20 protein-coding genes are annotated in these 16,468 nt (G+C 52.4%); 7 read left to right on the top strand and 13 right to left on the bottom strand.

The genetic code is table 11. The annotated features are described in order from the left end of the window. Window positions 1-11 precede the first annotated feature (11 nt). The 7 genes from NP590_RS17170 (at window position 12) to NP590_RS17140 (ending at window position 10,072) form a co-directional block, all read left to right on the top strand. Window positions 12-446, top strand: a complete 435-nt coding sequence (locus tag NP590_RS17170; RefSeq protein WP_256603877.1) for a putative iron-sulfur cluster-binding metallochaperone — start codon at window positions 12-14, stop codon at window positions 444-446. Between the two features lie 275 nt (window positions 447-721). Beyond that, on the top strand, window positions 722-1,177 hold the full coding sequence (locus NP590_RS17165) for a hypothetical protein (RefSeq protein ID WP_256603876.1): 456 nt from the start codon (window positions 722-724) through the stop codon (window positions 1,175-1,177). Between the two features lie 90 nt (window positions 1,178-1,267). Next, complete coding sequence (locus tag NP590_RS17160) at window positions 1,268-2,629, top strand: TolC family protein (RefSeq protein WP_256603875.1); 1,362 nt, start codon at window positions 1,268-1,270, stop codon at window positions 2,627-2,629. After that, complete coding sequence (locus NP590_RS17155; protein ID WP_256603874.1) at window positions 2,626-4,170, top strand: efflux RND transporter periplasmic adaptor subunit; 1,545 nt, start codon at window positions 2,626-2,628, stop codon at window positions 4,168-4,170. Before NP590_RS17160 ends, NP590_RS17155 begins: the two co-directional genes overlap by 4 nt. An 18-nt stretch (window positions 4,171-4,188) precedes the next feature. Beyond that, a complete protein-coding gene (locus NP590_RS17150) occupies window positions 4,189-7,371 on the top strand; it encodes a CusA/CzcA family heavy metal efflux RND transporter (protein ID WP_256603873.1) in 3,183 nt (1,060 codons plus the stop codon). A gap of 3 nt (window positions 7,372-7,374) precedes the next feature. Further along, entirely contained in the window at window positions 7,375-9,699 is a 2,325-nt protein-coding gene (locus tag NP590_RS17145; RefSeq protein WP_256603872.1) for a heavy metal translocating P-type ATPase, read from the top strand. 49 nt (window positions 9,700-9,748) lie between these two features. Continuing rightward, on the top strand, window positions 9,749-10,072 hold the full coding sequence (locus tag NP590_RS17140) for a hypothetical protein (RefSeq protein WP_256603870.1): 324 nt from the start codon (window positions 9,749-9,751) through the stop codon (window positions 10,070-10,072). On the opposite strand, the gene NP590_RS17135 is transcribed toward NP590_RS17140, so the two are convergent. The 13 genes from NP590_RS17135 to NP590_RS17075 all read right to left on the bottom strand — a co-directional run bounded on the left by NP590_RS17135 (window position 10,023) and on the right by NP590_RS17075 (window position 16,370). After that, a complete protein-coding gene (locus NP590_RS17135) occupies window positions 10,023-10,778 on the bottom strand; it encodes a hypothetical protein (RefSeq protein WP_256603869.1) in 756 nt (251 codons plus the stop codon). The genes NP590_RS17140 and NP590_RS17135 overlap by 50 nt on opposite strands. A 249-nt stretch (window positions 10,779-11,027) precedes the next feature. Continuing rightward, a complete protein-coding gene (locus NP590_RS17130; protein ID WP_256603868.1) occupies window positions 11,028-11,171 on the bottom strand; it encodes a hypothetical protein in 144 nt (47 codons plus the stop codon). A 52-nt stretch (window positions 11,172-11,223) separates the two neighbouring features. Continuing rightward, window positions 11,224-11,901 carry a hypothetical protein gene (locus tag NP590_RS17125; protein WP_256603867.1) on the bottom strand — a complete coding sequence of 226 codons (678 nt, stop codon included), beginning with the start codon at window positions 11,899-11,901 and terminating at the stop codon, window positions 11,224-11,226. 74 nt (window positions 11,902-11,975) lie between these two features. After that, window positions 11,976-12,113, bottom strand: coding sequence for a hypothetical protein (locus tag NP590_RS17120; protein WP_256603866.1), 138 nt, complete (start codon window positions 12,111-12,113; stop codon window positions 11,976-11,978). Between the two features lie 146 nt (window positions 12,114-12,259). Continuing rightward, window positions 12,260-12,523, bottom strand: a complete 264-nt coding sequence (locus NP590_RS17115) for a hypothetical protein (RefSeq protein WP_256603865.1) — start codon at window positions 12,521-12,523, stop codon at window positions 12,260-12,262. A gap of 58 nt (window positions 12,524-12,581) precedes the next feature. Next, window positions 12,582-12,872, bottom strand: coding sequence for a hypothetical protein (locus NP590_RS17110; protein ID WP_256603864.1), 291 nt, complete (start codon window positions 12,870-12,872; stop codon window positions 12,582-12,584). 93 nt (window positions 12,873-12,965) lie between these two features. Beyond that, a complete protein-coding gene (locus NP590_RS17105; RefSeq protein ID WP_256603863.1) occupies window positions 12,966-13,457 on the bottom strand; it encodes an antirestriction protein in 492 nt (163 codons plus the stop codon). Window positions 13,458-14,380: 923 nt separating this feature from the next. Then, a complete protein-coding gene (locus NP590_RS17100) occupies window positions 14,381-14,665 on the bottom strand; it encodes a hypothetical protein (protein ID WP_256603862.1) in 285 nt (94 codons plus the stop codon). 15 nt (window positions 14,666-14,680) lie between these two features. Further along, window positions 14,681-15,043 (bottom strand): hypothetical protein, encoded by a 363-nt coding sequence (locus NP590_RS17095; RefSeq protein ID WP_256603861.1) that lies wholly within the window; start codon window positions 15,041-15,043, stop codon window positions 14,681-14,683. Between the two features lie 346 nt (window positions 15,044-15,389). After that, the gene (locus NP590_RS17090) at window positions 15,390-15,704 is read right to left on the bottom strand and encodes a hypothetical protein (RefSeq protein WP_256603860.1); all 315 of its coding nucleotides are present in this window, start codon (window positions 15,702-15,704) and stop codon (window positions 15,390-15,392) included. Next, the gene (locus NP590_RS17085) at window positions 15,704-15,949 is read right to left on the bottom strand and encodes a hypothetical protein (RefSeq protein ID WP_256603859.1); all 246 of its coding nucleotides are present in this window, start codon (window positions 15,947-15,949) and stop codon (window positions 15,704-15,706) included. The genes NP590_RS17090 and NP590_RS17085 overlap by 1 nt, the downstream gene beginning before the upstream one ends. 2 nt (window positions 15,950-15,951) lie before the next feature. Continuing rightward, window positions 15,952-16,194 carry a hypothetical protein gene (locus tag NP590_RS17080; RefSeq protein WP_256603858.1) on the bottom strand — a complete coding sequence of 81 codons (243 nt, stop codon included), beginning with the start codon at window positions 16,192-16,194 and terminating at the stop codon, window positions 15,952-15,954. Continuing rightward, on the bottom strand, window positions 16,185-16,370 hold the full coding sequence (locus NP590_RS17075) for a hypothetical protein (RefSeq protein ID WP_256603857.1): 186 nt from the start codon (window positions 16,368-16,370) through the stop codon (window positions 16,185-16,187). Before NP590_RS17075 ends, NP590_RS17080 begins: the two co-directional genes overlap by 10 nt. Between the last annotated feature and the right edge of the window lie 98 nt (window positions 16,371-16,468).

The following is a 16,468-nucleotide window of genomic DNA, read 5'->3' as shown; positions in this document are numbered from 1 at the left end:
GGATAGCGTCTATGTCTGATTGTTGCTGCCCCACCAAGTCATCCGCCAAAACCCAACAGATTTGTCCTGAATGCGGTTCCGCGTGCAAAAGCGTCGGCATGCCTACGTTGTACCATCAGGTACGGTTTCCCGAGAATCAGTCAATCGTCATTGACAGCTATTATTTTTGTCCGGCAAAAACATGTTCGATTGCTTACTTTGCCAACGCCGGCAGCACCATTCCCAAACAGCATTTACGAAGCTATCAAGCGATTCAGAACGACGCGCTTTGTTACTGCTTTGACATAGACTCCGAGCAGTATTTATCGGCGTTAAAAGATCGACGGGCAGAACCGATCAAAGGTTTCGTCATGCAACGTACCAAAGCCGGCGAATGCGCCTGCGAAATCAGGAATCCGTCAGGCCAGTGCTGTTTGGCCAACTTCAAGCGTTTTGAAAATGAGTGACGTATGGTTGTCGAATTATTACTGGAAACCTTCCGTTTGAACTCTGGGTATTTTTTTCCGGCTTTCGCAGCCGCGAAATATTTCACTATCAGTGGCAAAAAAGTCGGAAGATTTCACTATTTGTGTCAAACCTCCAACTAGCATGTGACATGAATAATGAAATAATCCGACAGAGCTGCCAGGCTAAAGCAATCAGGGAGCCTTCAGGGTCACGCTCGCTGGTGTTTGTTCCTAAATGCTTGAATTATTTTGGATAGCGAGTATTCTTTTGAGGGATGGTTTCCTTACTCCGCTTTAAAACATGGCTCTCTATCGTGCTGATATTCGCTGTGCTCGGTCATTTTGGCCTGGGCCATCGAGATGTGTCGGCCTTTGTGCTATGTTTTGGTGCTGATGGTCATGTCGCTGTAGAGAAGATTGGAAAAGACCCATTCGCTCGTGTCAATGCTGCCACTCGTTTCAACGATGGGTCGAATGCTCTTACGAGCGATGACAGCGATCCCTGCTCGTCGCCTTGTACTGACATTCCTATCGATGGTGATGATCACATTCCCCTGCAACTGACGGATTTATTAAAATTAGCGATTGATATTGGGCTTTTGCCGGTATTTTTTCTGATTTCACTCTTGGTTCTTTATGCCAGAGTCATCATTCGGCAATCAGCTTTTTTAGATCCACCATTTACCGATTCCCGACTGCTTGCGCTGCGCAGCACCGTTTTACTGATTTAGCCACCACTCCTAGCTGCAACTCACCAGCCGAAGGCGCAGGTTCATCTGTGTCCGTGTTGACGTTTCCTCTATGCTACGGAGAAATTTTCCATGTTCTCAAATTATGTGCGGCCACTTGGCGTTGCACTGTGTTTAATGATTACTACCGGCCCGATCAATGCGGGCCCGACAAACAGCACTCAATCAACAGGTCAGCTAAGTGATCAGGCCTCAAACGATCCTAATCATCCAAACGCTGAGGAAACGACCGGCTCCCTGGTTTTGTATCAAGCGCTTGCCCTAGCACTAACCAAGAACCCCGAACTCTCCGCTTTTTCCTGGGAGAGCCGAGCACAGGAAGCCGCCACCCTCCAAGCGGGTTTGTTTCCCAATCCCACCTTCAATGCCAATGCGGCAAACTTTGGAAATCAGGTCATCAAGGGTTTCGACGGCGATGTCGTCACCTTGGAGCTGAGTCAATTGATCGAATTGGGCGGTAAGCGCGCCGCTCGCATGGAAGCCGCCTCGCTAACCAAGCAATTAGCCGATTGGGATTACGAAACCAAACGAGCCGATGTACTCACTCAAGTTACGCAGGCATTTATTGACGTGTTGGCCGCCCAGCAACGGTTGGCGCTAACACAGCAAATTCATGAATTGGCCAATCAGACAACGGTCACGACCGTTGCGCGCGTGCAGGCAGGCAAGGTATCGCCCGTTGAGGAAACCAAGGCTAAAGTTGCTCGCGCTTCGGTGCAAATTGAGCTGATGCGTGCCCAAAAAGAACTGGAAGCCGCCCGCAAGCGTTTAGCCGCTGGCTGGGGCAGCACGACGCCGCGCTTTGAGACGGTGAGCGGTCATTTGGAAAGCATACAAGCGCCGGCTTCCCTGGACTCATTGGCGCAACGACTCTCCAAAAATCCCGATTTAGCCCGTTGGGCCACCGAAATCACCCAACGTCAGGCGCTCATCACGATGGAAAAGTCCAAAGCCATACCGGATGTCACCGCGACCGTCGGTGCCAGTAAATATCTGATGCCCAATGATTACGCCTTAGTCGTTGGTTTTTCGGTGCCATTGCCGGTTTTCGACCGCAATCAAGGCCGTATTCAAGAAGCCGAGCATCGGCTGACCAAAGCGGAAGAGGAATTTCGGAGTGCCGAGATACGCATCGCCACTGCATTGAACACGGCCTATCAGGCCTTGGATGCCGCGCATTCCGAAATCATCACCTTGCAGCAAGACATTTTGCCCGGTGCCCAAAGTGCTTATGACGCTGCTTATGAAGGTTATCGTTTGGGGAAGTTCGGATTTCTGGACGTGCTCGATGCGCAACGCACGCTGTTTAGCGCTAAAAATCAGTATTTACTGGCCTTGGCCGAATATCACAAGTCCGTAGCCAACGTGGAACGTTTAGTCGGCAGCAATATGAACGAGACAGTGGCGGACAGCCAACCCGAGGTATCACCATGAACACAATTAACAAAAAACAATGGACCGCTATCGCCGTAATTATCGTGGTCGGCCTATTGCTCAGCCTATTTATTCTGAGCATCGACAAGTCGATGCCGGAAGGTGAGGAACACGGCGAAGAAAGCCATGCAGGGACTAAAGTCGATAGCACCGAAGGCGGCGATGATGACCATGCCGATGAAGCCAAGCAGACCCAAGGCCCGCACGGCGGTGATGTTTACAGCGACGGTGACTTTAAGCTGGAAATCCTGCTCAGCGAGGAAGGTGGTGAGCCGCACTTTCGAATTTATCCGTTCAATCAGGATAAACCGCTTCAGCCAGTTGCCGACCAACTCTCCGTGCAACTGAAGCGCCCGAGCGGTGAGCAACAGCGCATCGAGTTCGAGCCTGAAAAAGCGTATTGGCAGAGCACCCAGGCTATCGACGAACCCCATGTCTTTGAAGCCAACGTGATGGCAAGGCATGATGGTCAGACGTTTCAGTTTGCCTTCAATAAAGAAGAAGGCAAAGTGATATTGACCGATCAGCAAATCGCCGAAACCGGTATCACGATTCAGAACGCAGGCGTAGCGCACATCATAAGCTCTGTCACCTTGCCGGGTGAAATTCGCTTCAATGAAGATAAGACCTCTCATGTGGTACCGCGTTTGGCCGGTGTGGTGGAGAGTATTTCTGCCAACCTGGGCCAGCAAGTCAAAAAAGGCCAGGTCATCGCCGTGATTGCCAGTACGGCGTTGTCCGAACAGCGTAGTGAGTTGCTGTCGGCACAAAAGCGTCTGGAATTAGCCCGCAACACCTTTGCTCGGGAAAAACATTTATGGGAGGCAAAAATCTCTGCGGAGCAGGATTACCTGCAAGCCCGGCAGGCGATGCGGGAAATGGAAATCGCTGTTCAAAATGCCCACCAGAAATTGATAGCACTTGGCGCAAGTCCGACGGTATCATCCAGTGACGGTGCACTCAACCGCTATGAAATTCGTGCGCCGTTCGACGGCATGGTGGTCGAGAAACACATCGCCATGGGCGAAGCGGTCAAGGAAGATGCCAGCATCTTTACCATTTCTGACTTATCGACCGTTTGGGCCGAAATTATCGTATCGGCGAAGCATCTCAATGTCGTGCAAGTCGGCAAACAGGTCAACATCAAGGCCACGGCTTTTGATTCTTCGGCAAGCGGTACGTTGTCCTATGTGGGCGCATTGATGGGCGAACAAACCCGCACCGCTAAGGCTCGCGTGACACTGGACAATCCGCAGATGGCCTGGCGACCTGGATTGTTTATCACGGTCGAACTGCCTACCCAGGAAAGTGAAGTGCCGGTCGCGGTCGCAGCCGATGCCATCCAACTGATCAAAAACAAGCCGACGATTTTTATTCGCGTACCCGGCGGCTTTATTGCTCAACCGGTCACCACTGGCCTATCGGATGGCAAAGTCACCGAGATCGTGACAGGACTCATGTCCGGTACCGAATACGCTGTCAATGGCAGCTTCGTCATTAAATCCGAGCAAGGCAAAAGCAGTGCCGAGCACTCGCATTGATCTCCAGGAGTTCGCATCATGTTTGAACGACTTATTCGTTTAGCGATCGAGCATCGCTGGCTGGTTATCCTGGCTGTACTCGGTATGGCAGGACTCGGCATCTTCAATTACTCGATTCTGCCCATCGACGCCGTGCCGGACATCACCAATGTCCAGGTACAAATTAATACGACGGCACCGGGTTATTCGCCTTTGGAAACCGAACAGCGGATCACTTACCCCATCGAAACCGTCATGGCGGGTTTGCCGCATCTGGAACAAACCCGGTCGCTTTCGCGTTACGGCTTATCGCAGGTCACGGTGATTTTCCAGGACGGCACCGATGTCTATTTCGCCCGGCAATTGGTGAACCAACGTATTCAGGAAGCCAAGGATAAACTGCCCGCCGGTATCACGCCGGCGATGGGTCCCATTTCCACCGGTCTTGGCGAAATCTATTTATGGATAGTCGAAGCCCAAGAAGGGGCCAAAAAACCTGACGGTTCGCCTTACACCGCGACCGATCTGCGTGAAATTCAGGACTGGATTATCAAACCGCAGTTGCGCAACGTGCCGGGGGTCACCGAAATCAATTCCATTGGCGGCTACGCCAAACAATATCAGGTGGCACCGATTCCGGAAAAACTGGCGTCCTATGGTCTGACCTTGCAAGACATCGTTACCGCGCTGGATCGTAACAATAATAATGTCGGTGCCGGTTACATCGAAAAGCGCGGCGAACAATATCTGATTCGTGCGCCGGGCCAAGTGCATTCGATGGAAGATATTCGCAACATTATTCTTGGCAATGTCCAGGGCGTGCCCATTCGCATTCGCGATGTCGGCGAGGTCGAAATCGGTCAGGAACTGCGCACCGGCGCGGCGACCGAAAATGGCCGAGAGATGGTATTGGGCACGGTCTTCATGCTGATCGGTCAGAATAGCCGTGCCGTCTCGCAAGCGGTCGACAAAAAAATGGCGGAAATCAACCGCACGCTGCCCGAAGGGGTGCAGGCAATCACTGTCTATGACCGGACGGTATTGGTCGATAAAGCCATCGATACGGTCAAGAAGAACTTAACCGAAGGGGCAATTCTGGTCATTGTGATTCTGTTTCTGTTCCTCGGCAATATGCGTGCGGCCATCATTACCGCAATGGTCATACCGTTATCGATGCTGTTCACCTTCACCGGTATGGTGACATACCAGGTCAGTGCCAACTTGATGAGCCTTGGGGCACTCGACTTTGGTGTGATCATCGACGGTGCGGTGGTGATTGTGGAGAACTGTGTGCGAAGGCTGGCCCATGCCCAGGAACAGCAGGGACGTTCGCTAACACGTCATGAACGTTTTCATGAAGTGTTTACGGCGTCGAAAGAAGCGCGGCGAGCGCTGTTATTTGGCCAGTTGATCATCATGGTCGTGTACTTGCCCATCTTTGCGCTGACCGGGGTGGAAGGCAAAATGTTTCATCCGATGGCATTCACTGTGGTCATTGCCTTGGTGGGAGCCATGATACTGTCGGTGACCTTTATTCCGGCGGCTGTGGCGCTGTTTATCGGCGATAAAGTCGCCGAAAAGGAAAATGTGGTGATGCTGAGTGCCAAGCGTATCTATGCGCCGGTACTGGATAGCGTCATGAGCAACAAGCCGGTGATACTCACGCTGGCGGTGGTCGCGGTGATTCTGTCGGGCTTGTTGGCGACGCGGATGGGCAGCGAGTTTGTGCCGAGCTTGAATGAAGGCGATTTCGCCATTCAGGCCATGCGTATTCCGGGTACCAGTTTGTCGCAATCGGTCACCATGCAGCAGCAGATTGAACAGGCTCTGAAGCAGCAGTTTCCCGAAATCGAGCGAATATTTGCACGAACCGGCACCGCCGAAATCGCATCCGATCCCATGCCACCCAATATCTCGGATGGTTACATCATGCTCAAACCACGCGAGCAATGGCCTGATCCCGATAAATCACGCGACGATCTGCTGGCGGCGATACAAGCGGCGGCTAGCAAATTGCCCGGCAACCTCTACGAGTTTTCCCAGCCTATCCAGTTACGCTTCAATGAACTGATTTCAGGGGTGCGTAGCGACGTAGCCGTTAAAGTGTTTGGCGATGATATGGATGTATTGAATGACACGGCGACTGAAATTTCAGAGGTCATGGAGGCGATTCCCGGTGCATCCGAAGTGAAAGTCGAGCAAACCACCGGCTTGCCGATGCTGACAGTCAATATAGACCGGGATAAAACCTCGCGCTACGGCTTAAATGTGGGCGATGTACAGGATGCGGTAGCAACTGCGATTGGTGGCACCGAAGCCGGCACCTTGTTCGAGGGCGACCGCCGTTTCGACATCGTCGTGCGTTTGCCGGAGAACCTGCGCAGTAATCTGGATGCCATCAACCGCTTGCCGATCTCATTGCCGGGCGGGCAAAACCGAGACGGACGAACCAGTTATATCCCACTGGCCGAAGTAACCAGCTTGGAAATGGCTCCCGGCCCTAATCAAATCAGCCGCGAGAACGGCAAACGCCGAATTGTCATCAGTGCCAACGTGCGAGGCCGTGACATCGGCTCTTTTGTTGCCGAGGCCGAACAAAAGCTGCAACAGAAAGTCAAAATTCCATCCGGTTATTGGACAAGTTGGGGCGGACAGTTCGAACAGTTGCAATCGGCGGCCCATCGCTTGCAAATTGTGGTGCCTGTGGCGTTAATCCTGGTTTTCACACTCCTGTTCATGATGTTTGGCAACGCCAAGGACGGTTTGCTGGTGTTCAGCGGCATCCCCTTTGCGTTGACCGGCGGCTTGGTCGCACTTTGGTTGCGCGATATTCCGATGTCGATTTCGGCGGCAGTCGGATTCATCGCCTTGTCGGGTGTGGCGGTACTGAACGGGCTGGTGATGATTGCCTTTATCCGTGGTTTGCGCGACGAAGGCATGTCGCTGGATAAGGCGATTGTAGAGGGTGCTCTGACACGTCTTAGGCCGGTGCTGATGACCGCATTGGTGGCCTCGTTCGGTTTCGTGCCAATGGCCATTGCGACGGGTACCGGTGCAGAAGTACAGCGCCCGCTGGCGACTGTAGTGATTGGCGGTATTCTGTCGTCAACGATGCTGACATTGTTGGTATTACCGATTCTTTACTGGTTCGCGCATCGCCAAGACCAACCAGTAAGTCCCATGATACCGGGAATACCGCAGATTGATTCTAACGAGGGTTGAACGATGAGTACCTGCAAGCCATCAGAAAAAACCTGTTGTTGTCCTGGCGAGAAACCGGATAACCACCAGCCAACGCCATCAAACTCGTCGAGTGGCATCACGTTCAAAATCGAGGGACTGGATTGCGCCGAAGAGGTCTCTACCTTGAAAAGTGCGATAGGCCCGCTCGTGGGCGGCAGTGACAAACTGGCCTTTGATGTTTTAAACGGGCGCATGACACTGTTGCCTGATGCCAAACCTGTGGCTGAAAAAGCCATCATCAAAGCGGTAGCAGCAACGGGTATGCAGGCGGCTCGTTGGCAGTCCGGTCAGACCGATGTCGATGCCAAACAACTGCACCGTTCGAAGACCGTTTATACCGTGCTTAGCGGTGTATTTATCGTGGCCGGCATGCTGATTCATATCGCCATAGCCGGCGGCCTTTTGGATATTCAAACGGTTTTCAGCTCGGCAAAAAACGGAACCCTACAATGGGATGTGGTCACTCGCTATCTTTACAGCTTACTAAATGCCCATGCTCAGCAGGCGATGCCTTTGCCTGAAAAAATAGCCTTTGGTTTGGCGGTAGCTTGCGGTGCTCGGCATGTGATCGTTAAGGCATTTTATGCCTTGAAACGTTTACGGGCGGATATGAATTTGCTGATGACGATTGCGGTTATCGGTGCGATGTTCATTGATGAATGGTTTGAAGCAGCAACAGTCAGTTTTCTGTTTGCCCTGTCCCTCGCGATTGAAAGCTGGAGTATTGGTCGTGCCCGTCACGCGGTAGAAGCCTTATTGGATTTAGCCCCATCGACGGTGACGGTCAAGGATGAATCCGGCCAGGAATGCGTGGTATCTGCCGGCGAAGTCAGCATCGGTACCCATTTCATATTAGCGCCTGGCGCTAAAATCCCTCTGGATGGCAACGTAATTGCCGGTTTCAGTTCAGTCAATCAGGCACCGATTACCGGTGAAAGCATGCCTGTTACCAAGCAAGTGGGTGATGAGGTGTTTGCCGGAAGCATTAATGTTGAAGGAACATTGGAAATCCAATCCACCAAGCTGGTTTCGGATACTACCTTGGCGCAGATCACCCGGTTGGTGGGCGAAGCCCACGGTAAGCGAGCCGAGGTCGAGCAATGGGTGGAGAAATTTGCGCGTATTTATACCCCGGCAGTGATGTTGGTAGCGTTGGGAATGTGCGTCATTCCACCGTTATTTTTCGAAGGGGCCTGGAACGAATGGTTTTACCACGCCTTGGTGTTGCTGGTCATCGCCTGCCCCTGTGCCTTGGTCATTTCGACACCGGTAAGCATTGTCGCGGCGCTGGCATGCGCAGCCCGACAAGGCATTCTGATCAAAGGTGGCATTTATATCGAAACACCTGCCCATCTCAATGCGATTGCCTTTGATAAAACCGGCACGCTGACCTCTGGTGAGCCCATCGTAACCGGTGTTTATCCATTCAATAGTCATAACGAAGAAGAACTGTTAAGCCGTGCCGCCGCACTGGAAGTACGAAGCAATCATCCGTTGGCAAAAGCCATTTTACGCTATACGGAACAACGCGGTATCAACGTGGCCAGCGCAGAGAATGTGAAGGTGCTGCCGGGTAAAGGTGTCACCGGACTATTTAATGGCACGGATTTCTGGCTGGGATCGCGTCGCTATTTATTGGAACGTAGTCAGGAAGTACCGGAAATCAGTGAAAAAGCGATTGCCCTTGAACAAACGGGGCAAACCGTGATCGCCATTGGCAATGATCGGCATATTTGCGGTCTGATTGCCGTTGCTGATCAGCCTCGCGCCGACATCAGATCGATTTTGCAAGCGCTGAGACAGACTGGCATCAAACATCTGGTCATGTTGACCGGTGACAATCGGGTGACGGCCAATAACATCGCGGCCCAAATTGGCATCGATGAGGTACACGCCGAATTGTTGCCCGCCGATAAAGTGGAGATCGTCAGTCAAATGGTCGAAAAATACGGACAGGTGGCGATGGTCGGCGATGGTGTCAACGATGCGCCGGCGCTGGGCCGGGCCAACCTGGGGATTGCCATGGGGGTATTAGGGTCGGATGCGGCCATCGAAATAGCCGATATTGCGCTGATGGGTGATGATCTTTCCAAACTGCCTTGGCTGATTGGGCATTCCAAAAGAACCTTGGCGATTATTCGACAGAATATTGCTTTTGCGCTGACGATCAAGGCCGCGTTCGCCGTCTTGGCCTTTGCCGGTGTGGCAACCTTATGGGAAGCCATTGCCGCCGACATGGGGGCTTCTTTGTTGGTCGTTGCAAACGGATTGAGATTACTACACCCCAAAAACGTTTCTACTAAATAGCCTGAACAACGCTATAGAAACAACTTATAAACTCCTCTTGGAACAAACCATGAAATCAAAATTACTGATTACCCTTTTTTTGGCGCAATATTTACTATCAGGGTGCAGCCTCTTTGACCGGCATGAGATGGCTCCTGATCTTGCCATACAGCATGTAGCACTAACCAAACACTTCGAAGATGAAGCGAACGAATTGCAGACCAAGATAGAGGAACACAAAAAATTTCTCAGCCAATTTGAGTCAAAAAGCTATTTATTCGGTAGACATGCGAACGATCTTAAAGCGCACAGCCAAGAAGTGATTGATCTTTACCAGCAGGCTGTTACTGCAAACCAGGACATGGCAGAAATGTTGCGGGAAGCGGATCATTAGTTGTAGCGCTTCGCGTTCCACTGTATCCGTTCTTGAACTGACAAACCAATAGTTTTCGGATAAATACTTGGAAACCGGTCGTCCGAAATCTAACCACTGTTTCCAGATTCTTATAGACGGGAAATTTTTCAATATTAGTGGCACAAAATCCGGAATATTTCATTTTTGGTGTCGCAAGTGGGTGTGATGTGTGACATAAATAATGAAAAATCACTTCAAAATCAATCGACCGTTTTTCACTTTTTGTGTCACCCGACAGCATATCCAAAAACACGGTTAGACTTTTGCAAGCCGGTAACTCTGAATCGCCGCGATCCCGCCGAAATGCATTCATCCGCTGTTCGGCCGCAAGGCGGCTGGCTTTCATCTGCGGCCAATTGTGAATCAAATCCAGCAACATGACAGGGTTTGCGGTCAAGCTATACGTTTGCCAATACCACAGAATGCCATCCTTTTCGGCGTGCTCTCGTAACAAGCGCCGCGCTTTGCGCCAGTCCGCCGCATGCCGGCGGCGGTCGTGAACATCGTCGTCCGCATGCTTGCGCCGCCTAGCCGCCATTTCCTTATCTTCGTCTACTGGTGCAATCTCTCCGATGAATGCGAGCAACGGGTATTTATTGACTTCGCGTTTATGCCGGCGACGGATAGCCGCCCTTTTTTGGTGGGTGTCGGTAAACTCAAAACGTGGATGTTTATTGAATCTCATCGGAAACCTCCGGTTAACTGACCTGAGCGAAGCGCCCGGTCTCTATATGTGTGGCCAGAGCAGAATCGCCCGGCCTCCTATGGTGACAGGGATTACCCGGCGCTGGTCTCGATCCGGGCCGGGTCTGTCGCCAATCCGATTTGGTGACGCGGCCAGCTCGACCTGGCCGGCGAATTGTCACCAAGTAACGGCATTCGTTTTTCGCGCCCGCGAAAATATCTTATGCCGGCGCATGGCGGAAAAAGCGCCTTACTTTGTCTTCACTGGGTAAGGCCCAACAATCAAAATACCAACTGCCGCTATTGCTGCGGTGATCTTGACTGTAAGATTTTCTGCCGAGATATGCGCTATTACCTTGTTGCCACGAAGAACATCAAATCTATGTTTTGCCATCGGTTTAACTCCGGTTAGCGGCCAGAGCGAAGCGCCCGGCCTGTTGTGTAACTCAAGCCGCCAAAGGCAGGTAGCGGCAAAGGCCAATCTGTTGCGGCATTGCATCGGCATCGATGATTTCGATTTTAAAATCATCGGTGTTATCAAAGCGGTGCCGATAACGGCGCTCGTTGTCCCACTGATACCAGCGCCAATAGATCGCCTCTTCAACGTCGGCGCTCGCGTCTGCGCTTCTACCTGCTTGGGCTGCTCTAAAAATCCCATCCTGGCGGCCTGGTAGATATTTTTCCACCGTATCCCGATACAGTTGTTCATAGTCCAGTTCCCGCAACGCCGCTTGTGCGTACACGCGGGCCGCGTCGATTTCATACGCCATGCCACGGCTAAGGCGTTTGCCGTTCAAGTAGCGGCCAAAGGTCACACCCTCGCCATACTTGCTGTGATCGCGGAGCCAATGACTCATATACACGTTAAATGCAATATCGTGTACCTCTTGAGCGGATAAATGGAATGGCTCTTGATCCAACAACACAGCTTCGGATTGATTGCCGATAATTTCCATCGCATCGGACAAAATGCGACCTCGAACGATATTGTCTAAGCTGTGGTGCCGAACGTCGCCGCTCGGTAAGGTTTGCATTAGTGAACTACTAGGCACGCGGTTAGCGTAGGCCTGCCATTGTGCATCGGAAACGATAACGCGGATTCTCGCGTTTTGAACGGTTTTCATGGCTGTTATCCCCTATCAAATAAAGATGGATTTAGTGGCGATAAAGTCCCGCGCCCGAAGCGCGGGGACGCGGTTTATTTGTTGCCTAACCAGGCGCAACCGTTGTCTTCCCAAGCGTTTTCAGCTTGGCGCATCGCACGGCAACTATCATCCCAAGCCATGGCATCAAGCCACTCGTAATAAAAAACCACATGCGCGTCGTGTAATTCCATAATGGAAACCTCCGGTAATCTGGCCAGAGCGAAGCGCTCGGCCTTCTGATGGTCGGGCGACTGCCCGAAACCATGGGTCTATTGTCCTGCGTTTTTGTTTGCCTGTCAAGTGTTTTTGCCTGATAACGTAACATAATTACCTGGCTTTACCGGCACCACGTTTTTACAATCGGCCAACGTTCTAAAACCGGCGATCCCGCGCGATCATCGTTAACATCGACGGCGATATAGGCCACCGTCTGCAAAAGTCGCGCAAACCGCACCGATCCGTCGGACATTGCGATTTCCCACTCAAGCCCGTGCTGAGCCGCCCAAGTGTCGGCGGTTGGGCGGAACTCAAAGCGGGCCTTAGTCTCGCGGTGATAGAACTCGCCCGCCGGTCTATCCTTCTGATCGTTAAAATAACCCATTACAAGCCCCAATAGAGGCCCGGCACCTGGCCGGGCGTTACGGTTTAACCAAAGACATCTAACCGCGAAGAATGCCAACGACATCGGCGATTTTGTCTAACACCTGCTGAGGGTTGAGCCATGCGCAATCGCGGAAGGTGAAGCAACGGGAATCATCCAGCTTCACAAAATAACTGGTCACGTTGCCCGCGTAATACTCGCAAAGCTGGAAATATTCACCTGGAAAGCCGCCTAACCGCTTCCAGTTCTCGGGCGGCAACACATTAAGCATTTCATCGTAACGATCAATCGTCACGGCCTCCGGGGCTGTAACGTATTGCGCAAGGACATTCGTTTTTAACTGAGACATCGGAAACCTCCGGTAACCTGGCCAGAGCGAAGCGCCCGGCCTTCTCTTTAAATTAGGTAAAGATGCCCCGGCACATGGCCGAGGCGTTAAGCCTTAATCGATAGCGGCGAAGATCAAGGCGGCTTCGGCATGTTCGGAAGCAAAGGCCCGCAAAAAATGATAGCGGTCAATCAGTGCATCGACATCGTGTTGCCAGCACATGGCGCTAATGAGTTTATTGATTGCAAACAAGCTAATCACGACACCGGCCGCATCGGGCGACATTACATCGTCGAAATAATTACCGGCGACCGAAATCCGTACCGGCGCATCGAAAGCGGGAGCCATATAAAAGCCACCGTTGCTAAGCTCATGAAACAACCAGTAACCGCCTTTGTAATCGGGGCACAATTCATCGGCGGTTTGATAAACCAGCATTTCACCGATTAACATCAACTCGCCACCGAAATAAGTAGGAAGGAAGTTAAGACGATTGCTATCTGCAACCAAGGAAGAAGAAACAGGATTTTCTAACATCGGATACCTCCGGTAAACCTGGCCAGAGCGAAACTGCCCGGCCTTCTGATGGTAGGGCGGTTGCCCCAAACCATGGTGCTATTATCCGGGTTTACTGCTTAATTGTCAAGTAAAAACACCTGATAACGCAACAAAAAAAGCTTTACACTGTCCGGCAATATAACGCGTTCTGGCACGCCCCTTGCAATCGGGATTAAGGGTTCAGGGGAGCGGAGAAATCTAAATAGCGCGGCGATAGCCGCACCGCTTGTTAGCCGGGGCAATACCCGGCCTGGGTTGAATCGGTCTTAATGGGACGAGGGTGTGCGGTGCGTACAGGCAGGCGGAGCGTTCGGCGCGGTCAAGGGCGATCATAAAAAAATCGACGCAAAGCCTTAATCAAAAAGGCGTCTATTTTTTTATGATTGGGCGTAGCCTTTACCCTTGACCGAAGAAGCCGGGCGCTCTGGCAATCTGTCCGCACATTCCGCACACCCCCCCATTAAGACGAACACTGGGATGGCCACGGCTAAACCTGCCTGTCAGAATCAGCCGGCGATAGCCGCACCTTTCAAGGATCGAACACACCAAATTTTCGCGCCCGCGAAAATCACCAAATTACAGGTGGCGATAGCCACCATCAAAGCCAAACGATTTATGCACATTTGCCCGCGCGGGGGTCTTCCAATCTACCCCCGAAAAAGTGGGCGGTTGTGTATAAATCCACCGTCCCCCTTTAGGGTGTTGCTGTTCGAGCAGGGCGATAGCCTTGCGCGCCGTTAGGGATAAGCCCAAGCGGCTAAGGGAGGCGTGGCGGTGCGGAGCTTGCGGAGTGCCGACACACGTCCCTTATTGAGCGTCGGCAAGGTGGCCTGGCAGGTTGGCCGCGTGCGGCCAAGTCGGAACGACCGAGCGAATAGCGAGCCTAGAAGGGCATCCGGTTTTTGTGTAGCGATAGCGGAACAAAAATGCCCCAACCTATCCAAAACAGTCACACCACAACCCTCCATAACTCAACCGTCAATCGTAACCAAACCATCCCAACCCGCCGCCCGGATCGCCGCAAGCGCCGGATCAAGCGAATTAAACTCGATAATATGTCCATCCTCATTGGACAAAGCAAAATCGACAAACAACGCCTCCGCATCGGCTACCAAATTAGGCCAAACCTCCCAATGCCCCGGCACACCATCAACCAAACCACGAGCCAACATAAACCCGTGAACATTATCAGCGGCCACCATATCGGCCAAAGCCGCCAACGTCATAAACCTAGTTTTCAATTCCACTTCATTCATTGCCTTACACCCTATTTAAACAACCGCGTCCAGCTCGGACGCAAACACCTCGCCGCGTTCCACCTCACCCGGCCAAACCCGCAAATACCCGGCCGCAAACTCACCATCTTTACGTTGCGGCCGCACTAAAAAAACCGGGCACCAATCCCCTACCCTTTCCAAATATTCCGGCCGCACATACACCACCAAACCGGCCCGCAAAACGCGCTGGCCGTGTCGGTCTAAGTCCAGCCAACGGATTACGTCGCCAACCTGATAAGGTTGCGTGTCCCGCGCAGCCTTGAGGCTTGAATTGTCGAACGCATCCCACGACAAAAAGCCCGGATCGCGGATCATTGTCACGGCCAACAGTGGCGAGTAAGGTTTAAATGGTTTCATAACCAAAAGCTCCAAAATACCTGAGAGGCCGATTTGCCCACAGAAACACGCTTTTTCGGGGGCAGCTTGGAAAGCCCCCCCGCGTGTTTATATGGACAAATCTCTTTAGCCGAACTCAAAAACACCTGTCTGAGTTGCATCTGTTTTAGTTTTGCGTGAACGAACAACCTCAGCAGAAACGCGAGCGATCAAAACCCCGCCAACCCTATGCTCCCAAAACGTGTTGTCAGCAGTTTTTTTCGCAAAGTCAAAATTTTATATCGCTGCGAAAATAGCTTTTCAGTAACCCGCTGTTGCGGGAAATGTTCATATTTCCATTTGATTGCAAAAGACATAAAAGCCCGCGTTAAGCGTCCGCCCAATCGAGCGCCGATAACGCCTCGTCCCAAACCCAATGCGTTTCGTCATCCATTGCGCCGGCTGGCAAATCAAGTGCGATATTAGCCGCCTCTGCAAGATGCGTGGCATCGTCGTAATCTGCGGCGTTACGCCGCATCCAGCTTCTCACCTGGCCCCTGGTCGCACTCGGCTTCGGCGGTGCAACCGCCGGCCGTGGTAATCGCTCCATAAAAGCCGCTTCCAGTTCTCGTTTAATGTCGGGTAATGCCCTACCCTGCGCGATCACCAGTTTACGGTAACGGTTTTCTTGCCGAACGCTCATCACTCGCCCTCATCCAAATTAACAACATCATCAACAACCGGCACATGAACGGAGCGAACAGACAACCGGGCCGGATCAACCCAACGGATCACAGACACCCACTGACCGGCCACGAACCGCGCGGCACGAACCCTCACGCGGCTAGGGCCGACGCGAACCACGACGGCGGCCACCGGAACGGAGAAACCGTAACCGCCGCGCGGTTCGTACCGCCAATTAACCCTATCGCCCACGTTAAAAGCCATGGCTAAAAAAACCAGTTCCGAAGACCTAAAACACTGGTCACGGTAAAACCGATCTGCATCACAACCAGCGGCCACGTCCGGGTTTTGGTGCCGTGATAAATCCAAGCGAAGTTGGACACCAAAAAGGCCACGAAACCATAGCCGGAATATGCGGTATTCAGCGCAAGCAGCAAGCTACCGGCAAGCGCCGTAAAAGAGCCAAACCACCCGACCGCCGCCAAACGTCTAGTAACCATTATCGCCACCCTTTCGCCTTGCAATACGCTGTTAATAAAGCCTCGAACTCGCCCGCCTGCATCAATGCCAGATCGCCGCCTCGACCTGGCAAGCCAAGCTCACTAGCAACCTGGTGGATCGTGCCACCCGCCCAACCGAACACCCGACAAGCCCGGCTTAAATTCGTTGCTTCTGATACCTTCATTGTGCACCCGTGAAAATGAAAAGAGGGGAAACCGACAACACCAGCAAGCGGGAAGCGCGGCCGGTGGTGAACCGGCCGCGCCGCGTCCTAAACGGGTG

The organism is Methylomonas subterranea (genome assembly GCF_024505185.1).
GTDB lineage: Bacteria > Pseudomonadota > Gammaproteobacteria > Methylococcales > Methylomonadaceae > Methylomonas > Methylomonas subterranea.
This window is presented reverse-complemented; position numbering and strand designations above follow the sequence as displayed.

Excerpts from the sequence above, each read along its gene's own strand:
- NP590_RS17170 (WP_256603877.1), top strand. The coding sequence starts at position 12 with ATGTCTGATTGTTGCTGCCCCACCAAGTCATCCGCCAAAACCCAACAG.
- NP590_RS17165 (WP_256603876.1), top strand. The coding sequence starts at position 722 with ATGGTTTCCTTACTCCGCTTTAAAACATGGCTCTCTATCGTGCTGATA.
- NP590_RS17160 (WP_256603875.1), top strand. The coding sequence starts at position 1,268 with ATGTTCTCAAATTATGTGCGGCCACTTGGCGTTGCACTGTGTTTAATG.
- NP590_RS17155 (WP_256603874.1), top strand. The coding sequence starts at position 2,626 with ATGAACACAATTAACAAAAAACAATGGACCGCTATCGCCGTAATTATC.
- NP590_RS17150 (WP_256603873.1), top strand. The coding sequence starts at position 4,189 with ATGTTTGAACGACTTATTCGTTTAGCGATCGAGCATCGCTGGCTGGTT.
- NP590_RS17145 (WP_256603872.1), top strand. The coding sequence starts at position 7,375 with ATGAGTACCTGCAAGCCATCAGAAAAAACCTGTTGTTGTCCTGGCGAG.
- NP590_RS17140 (WP_256603870.1), top strand. The coding sequence starts at position 9,749 with ATGAAATCAAAATTACTGATTACCCTTTTTTTGGCGCAATATTTACTA.
- NP590_RS17135 (WP_256603869.1), bottom strand. The coding sequence starts at position 10,778 with ATGAGATTCAATAAACATCCACGTTTTGAGTTTACCGACACCCACCAA.
- NP590_RS17130 (WP_256603868.1), bottom strand. The coding sequence starts at position 11,171 with ATGGCAAAACATAGATTTGATGTTCTTCGTGGCAACAAGGTAATAGCG.
- NP590_RS17125 (WP_256603867.1), bottom strand. The coding sequence starts at position 11,901 with ATGAAAACCGTTCAAAACGCGAGAATCCGCGTTATCGTTTCCGATGCA.
- NP590_RS17120 (WP_256603866.1), bottom strand. The coding sequence starts at position 12,113 with ATGGAATTACACGACGCGCATGTGGTTTTTTATTACGAGTGGCTTGAT.
- NP590_RS17115 (WP_256603865.1), bottom strand. The coding sequence starts at position 12,523 with ATGGGTTATTTTAACGATCAGAAGGATAGACCGGCGGGCGAGTTCTAT.
- NP590_RS17110 (WP_256603864.1), bottom strand. The coding sequence starts at position 12,872 with ATGTCTCAGTTAAAAACGAATGTCCTTGCGCAATACGTTACAGCCCCG.
- NP590_RS17100 (WP_256603862.1), bottom strand. The coding sequence starts at position 14,665 with ATGAATGAAGTGGAATTGAAAACTAGGTTTATGACGTTGGCGGCTTTG.
- NP590_RS17095 (WP_256603861.1), bottom strand. The coding sequence starts at position 15,043 with ATGAAACCATTTAAACCTTACTCGCCACTGTTGGCCGTGACAATGATC.
- NP590_RS17090 (WP_256603860.1), bottom strand. The coding sequence starts at position 15,704 with ATGAGCGTTCGGCAAGAAAACCGTTACCGTAAACTGGTGATCGCGCAG.
- NP590_RS17085 (WP_256603859.1), bottom strand. The coding sequence starts at position 15,949 with ATGGCTTTTAACGTGGGCGATAGGGTTAATTGGCGGTACGAACCGCGC.
- NP590_RS17075 (WP_256603857.1), bottom strand. The coding sequence starts at position 16,370 with ATGAAGGTATCAGAAGCAACGAATTTAAGCCGGGCTTGTCGGGTGTTC.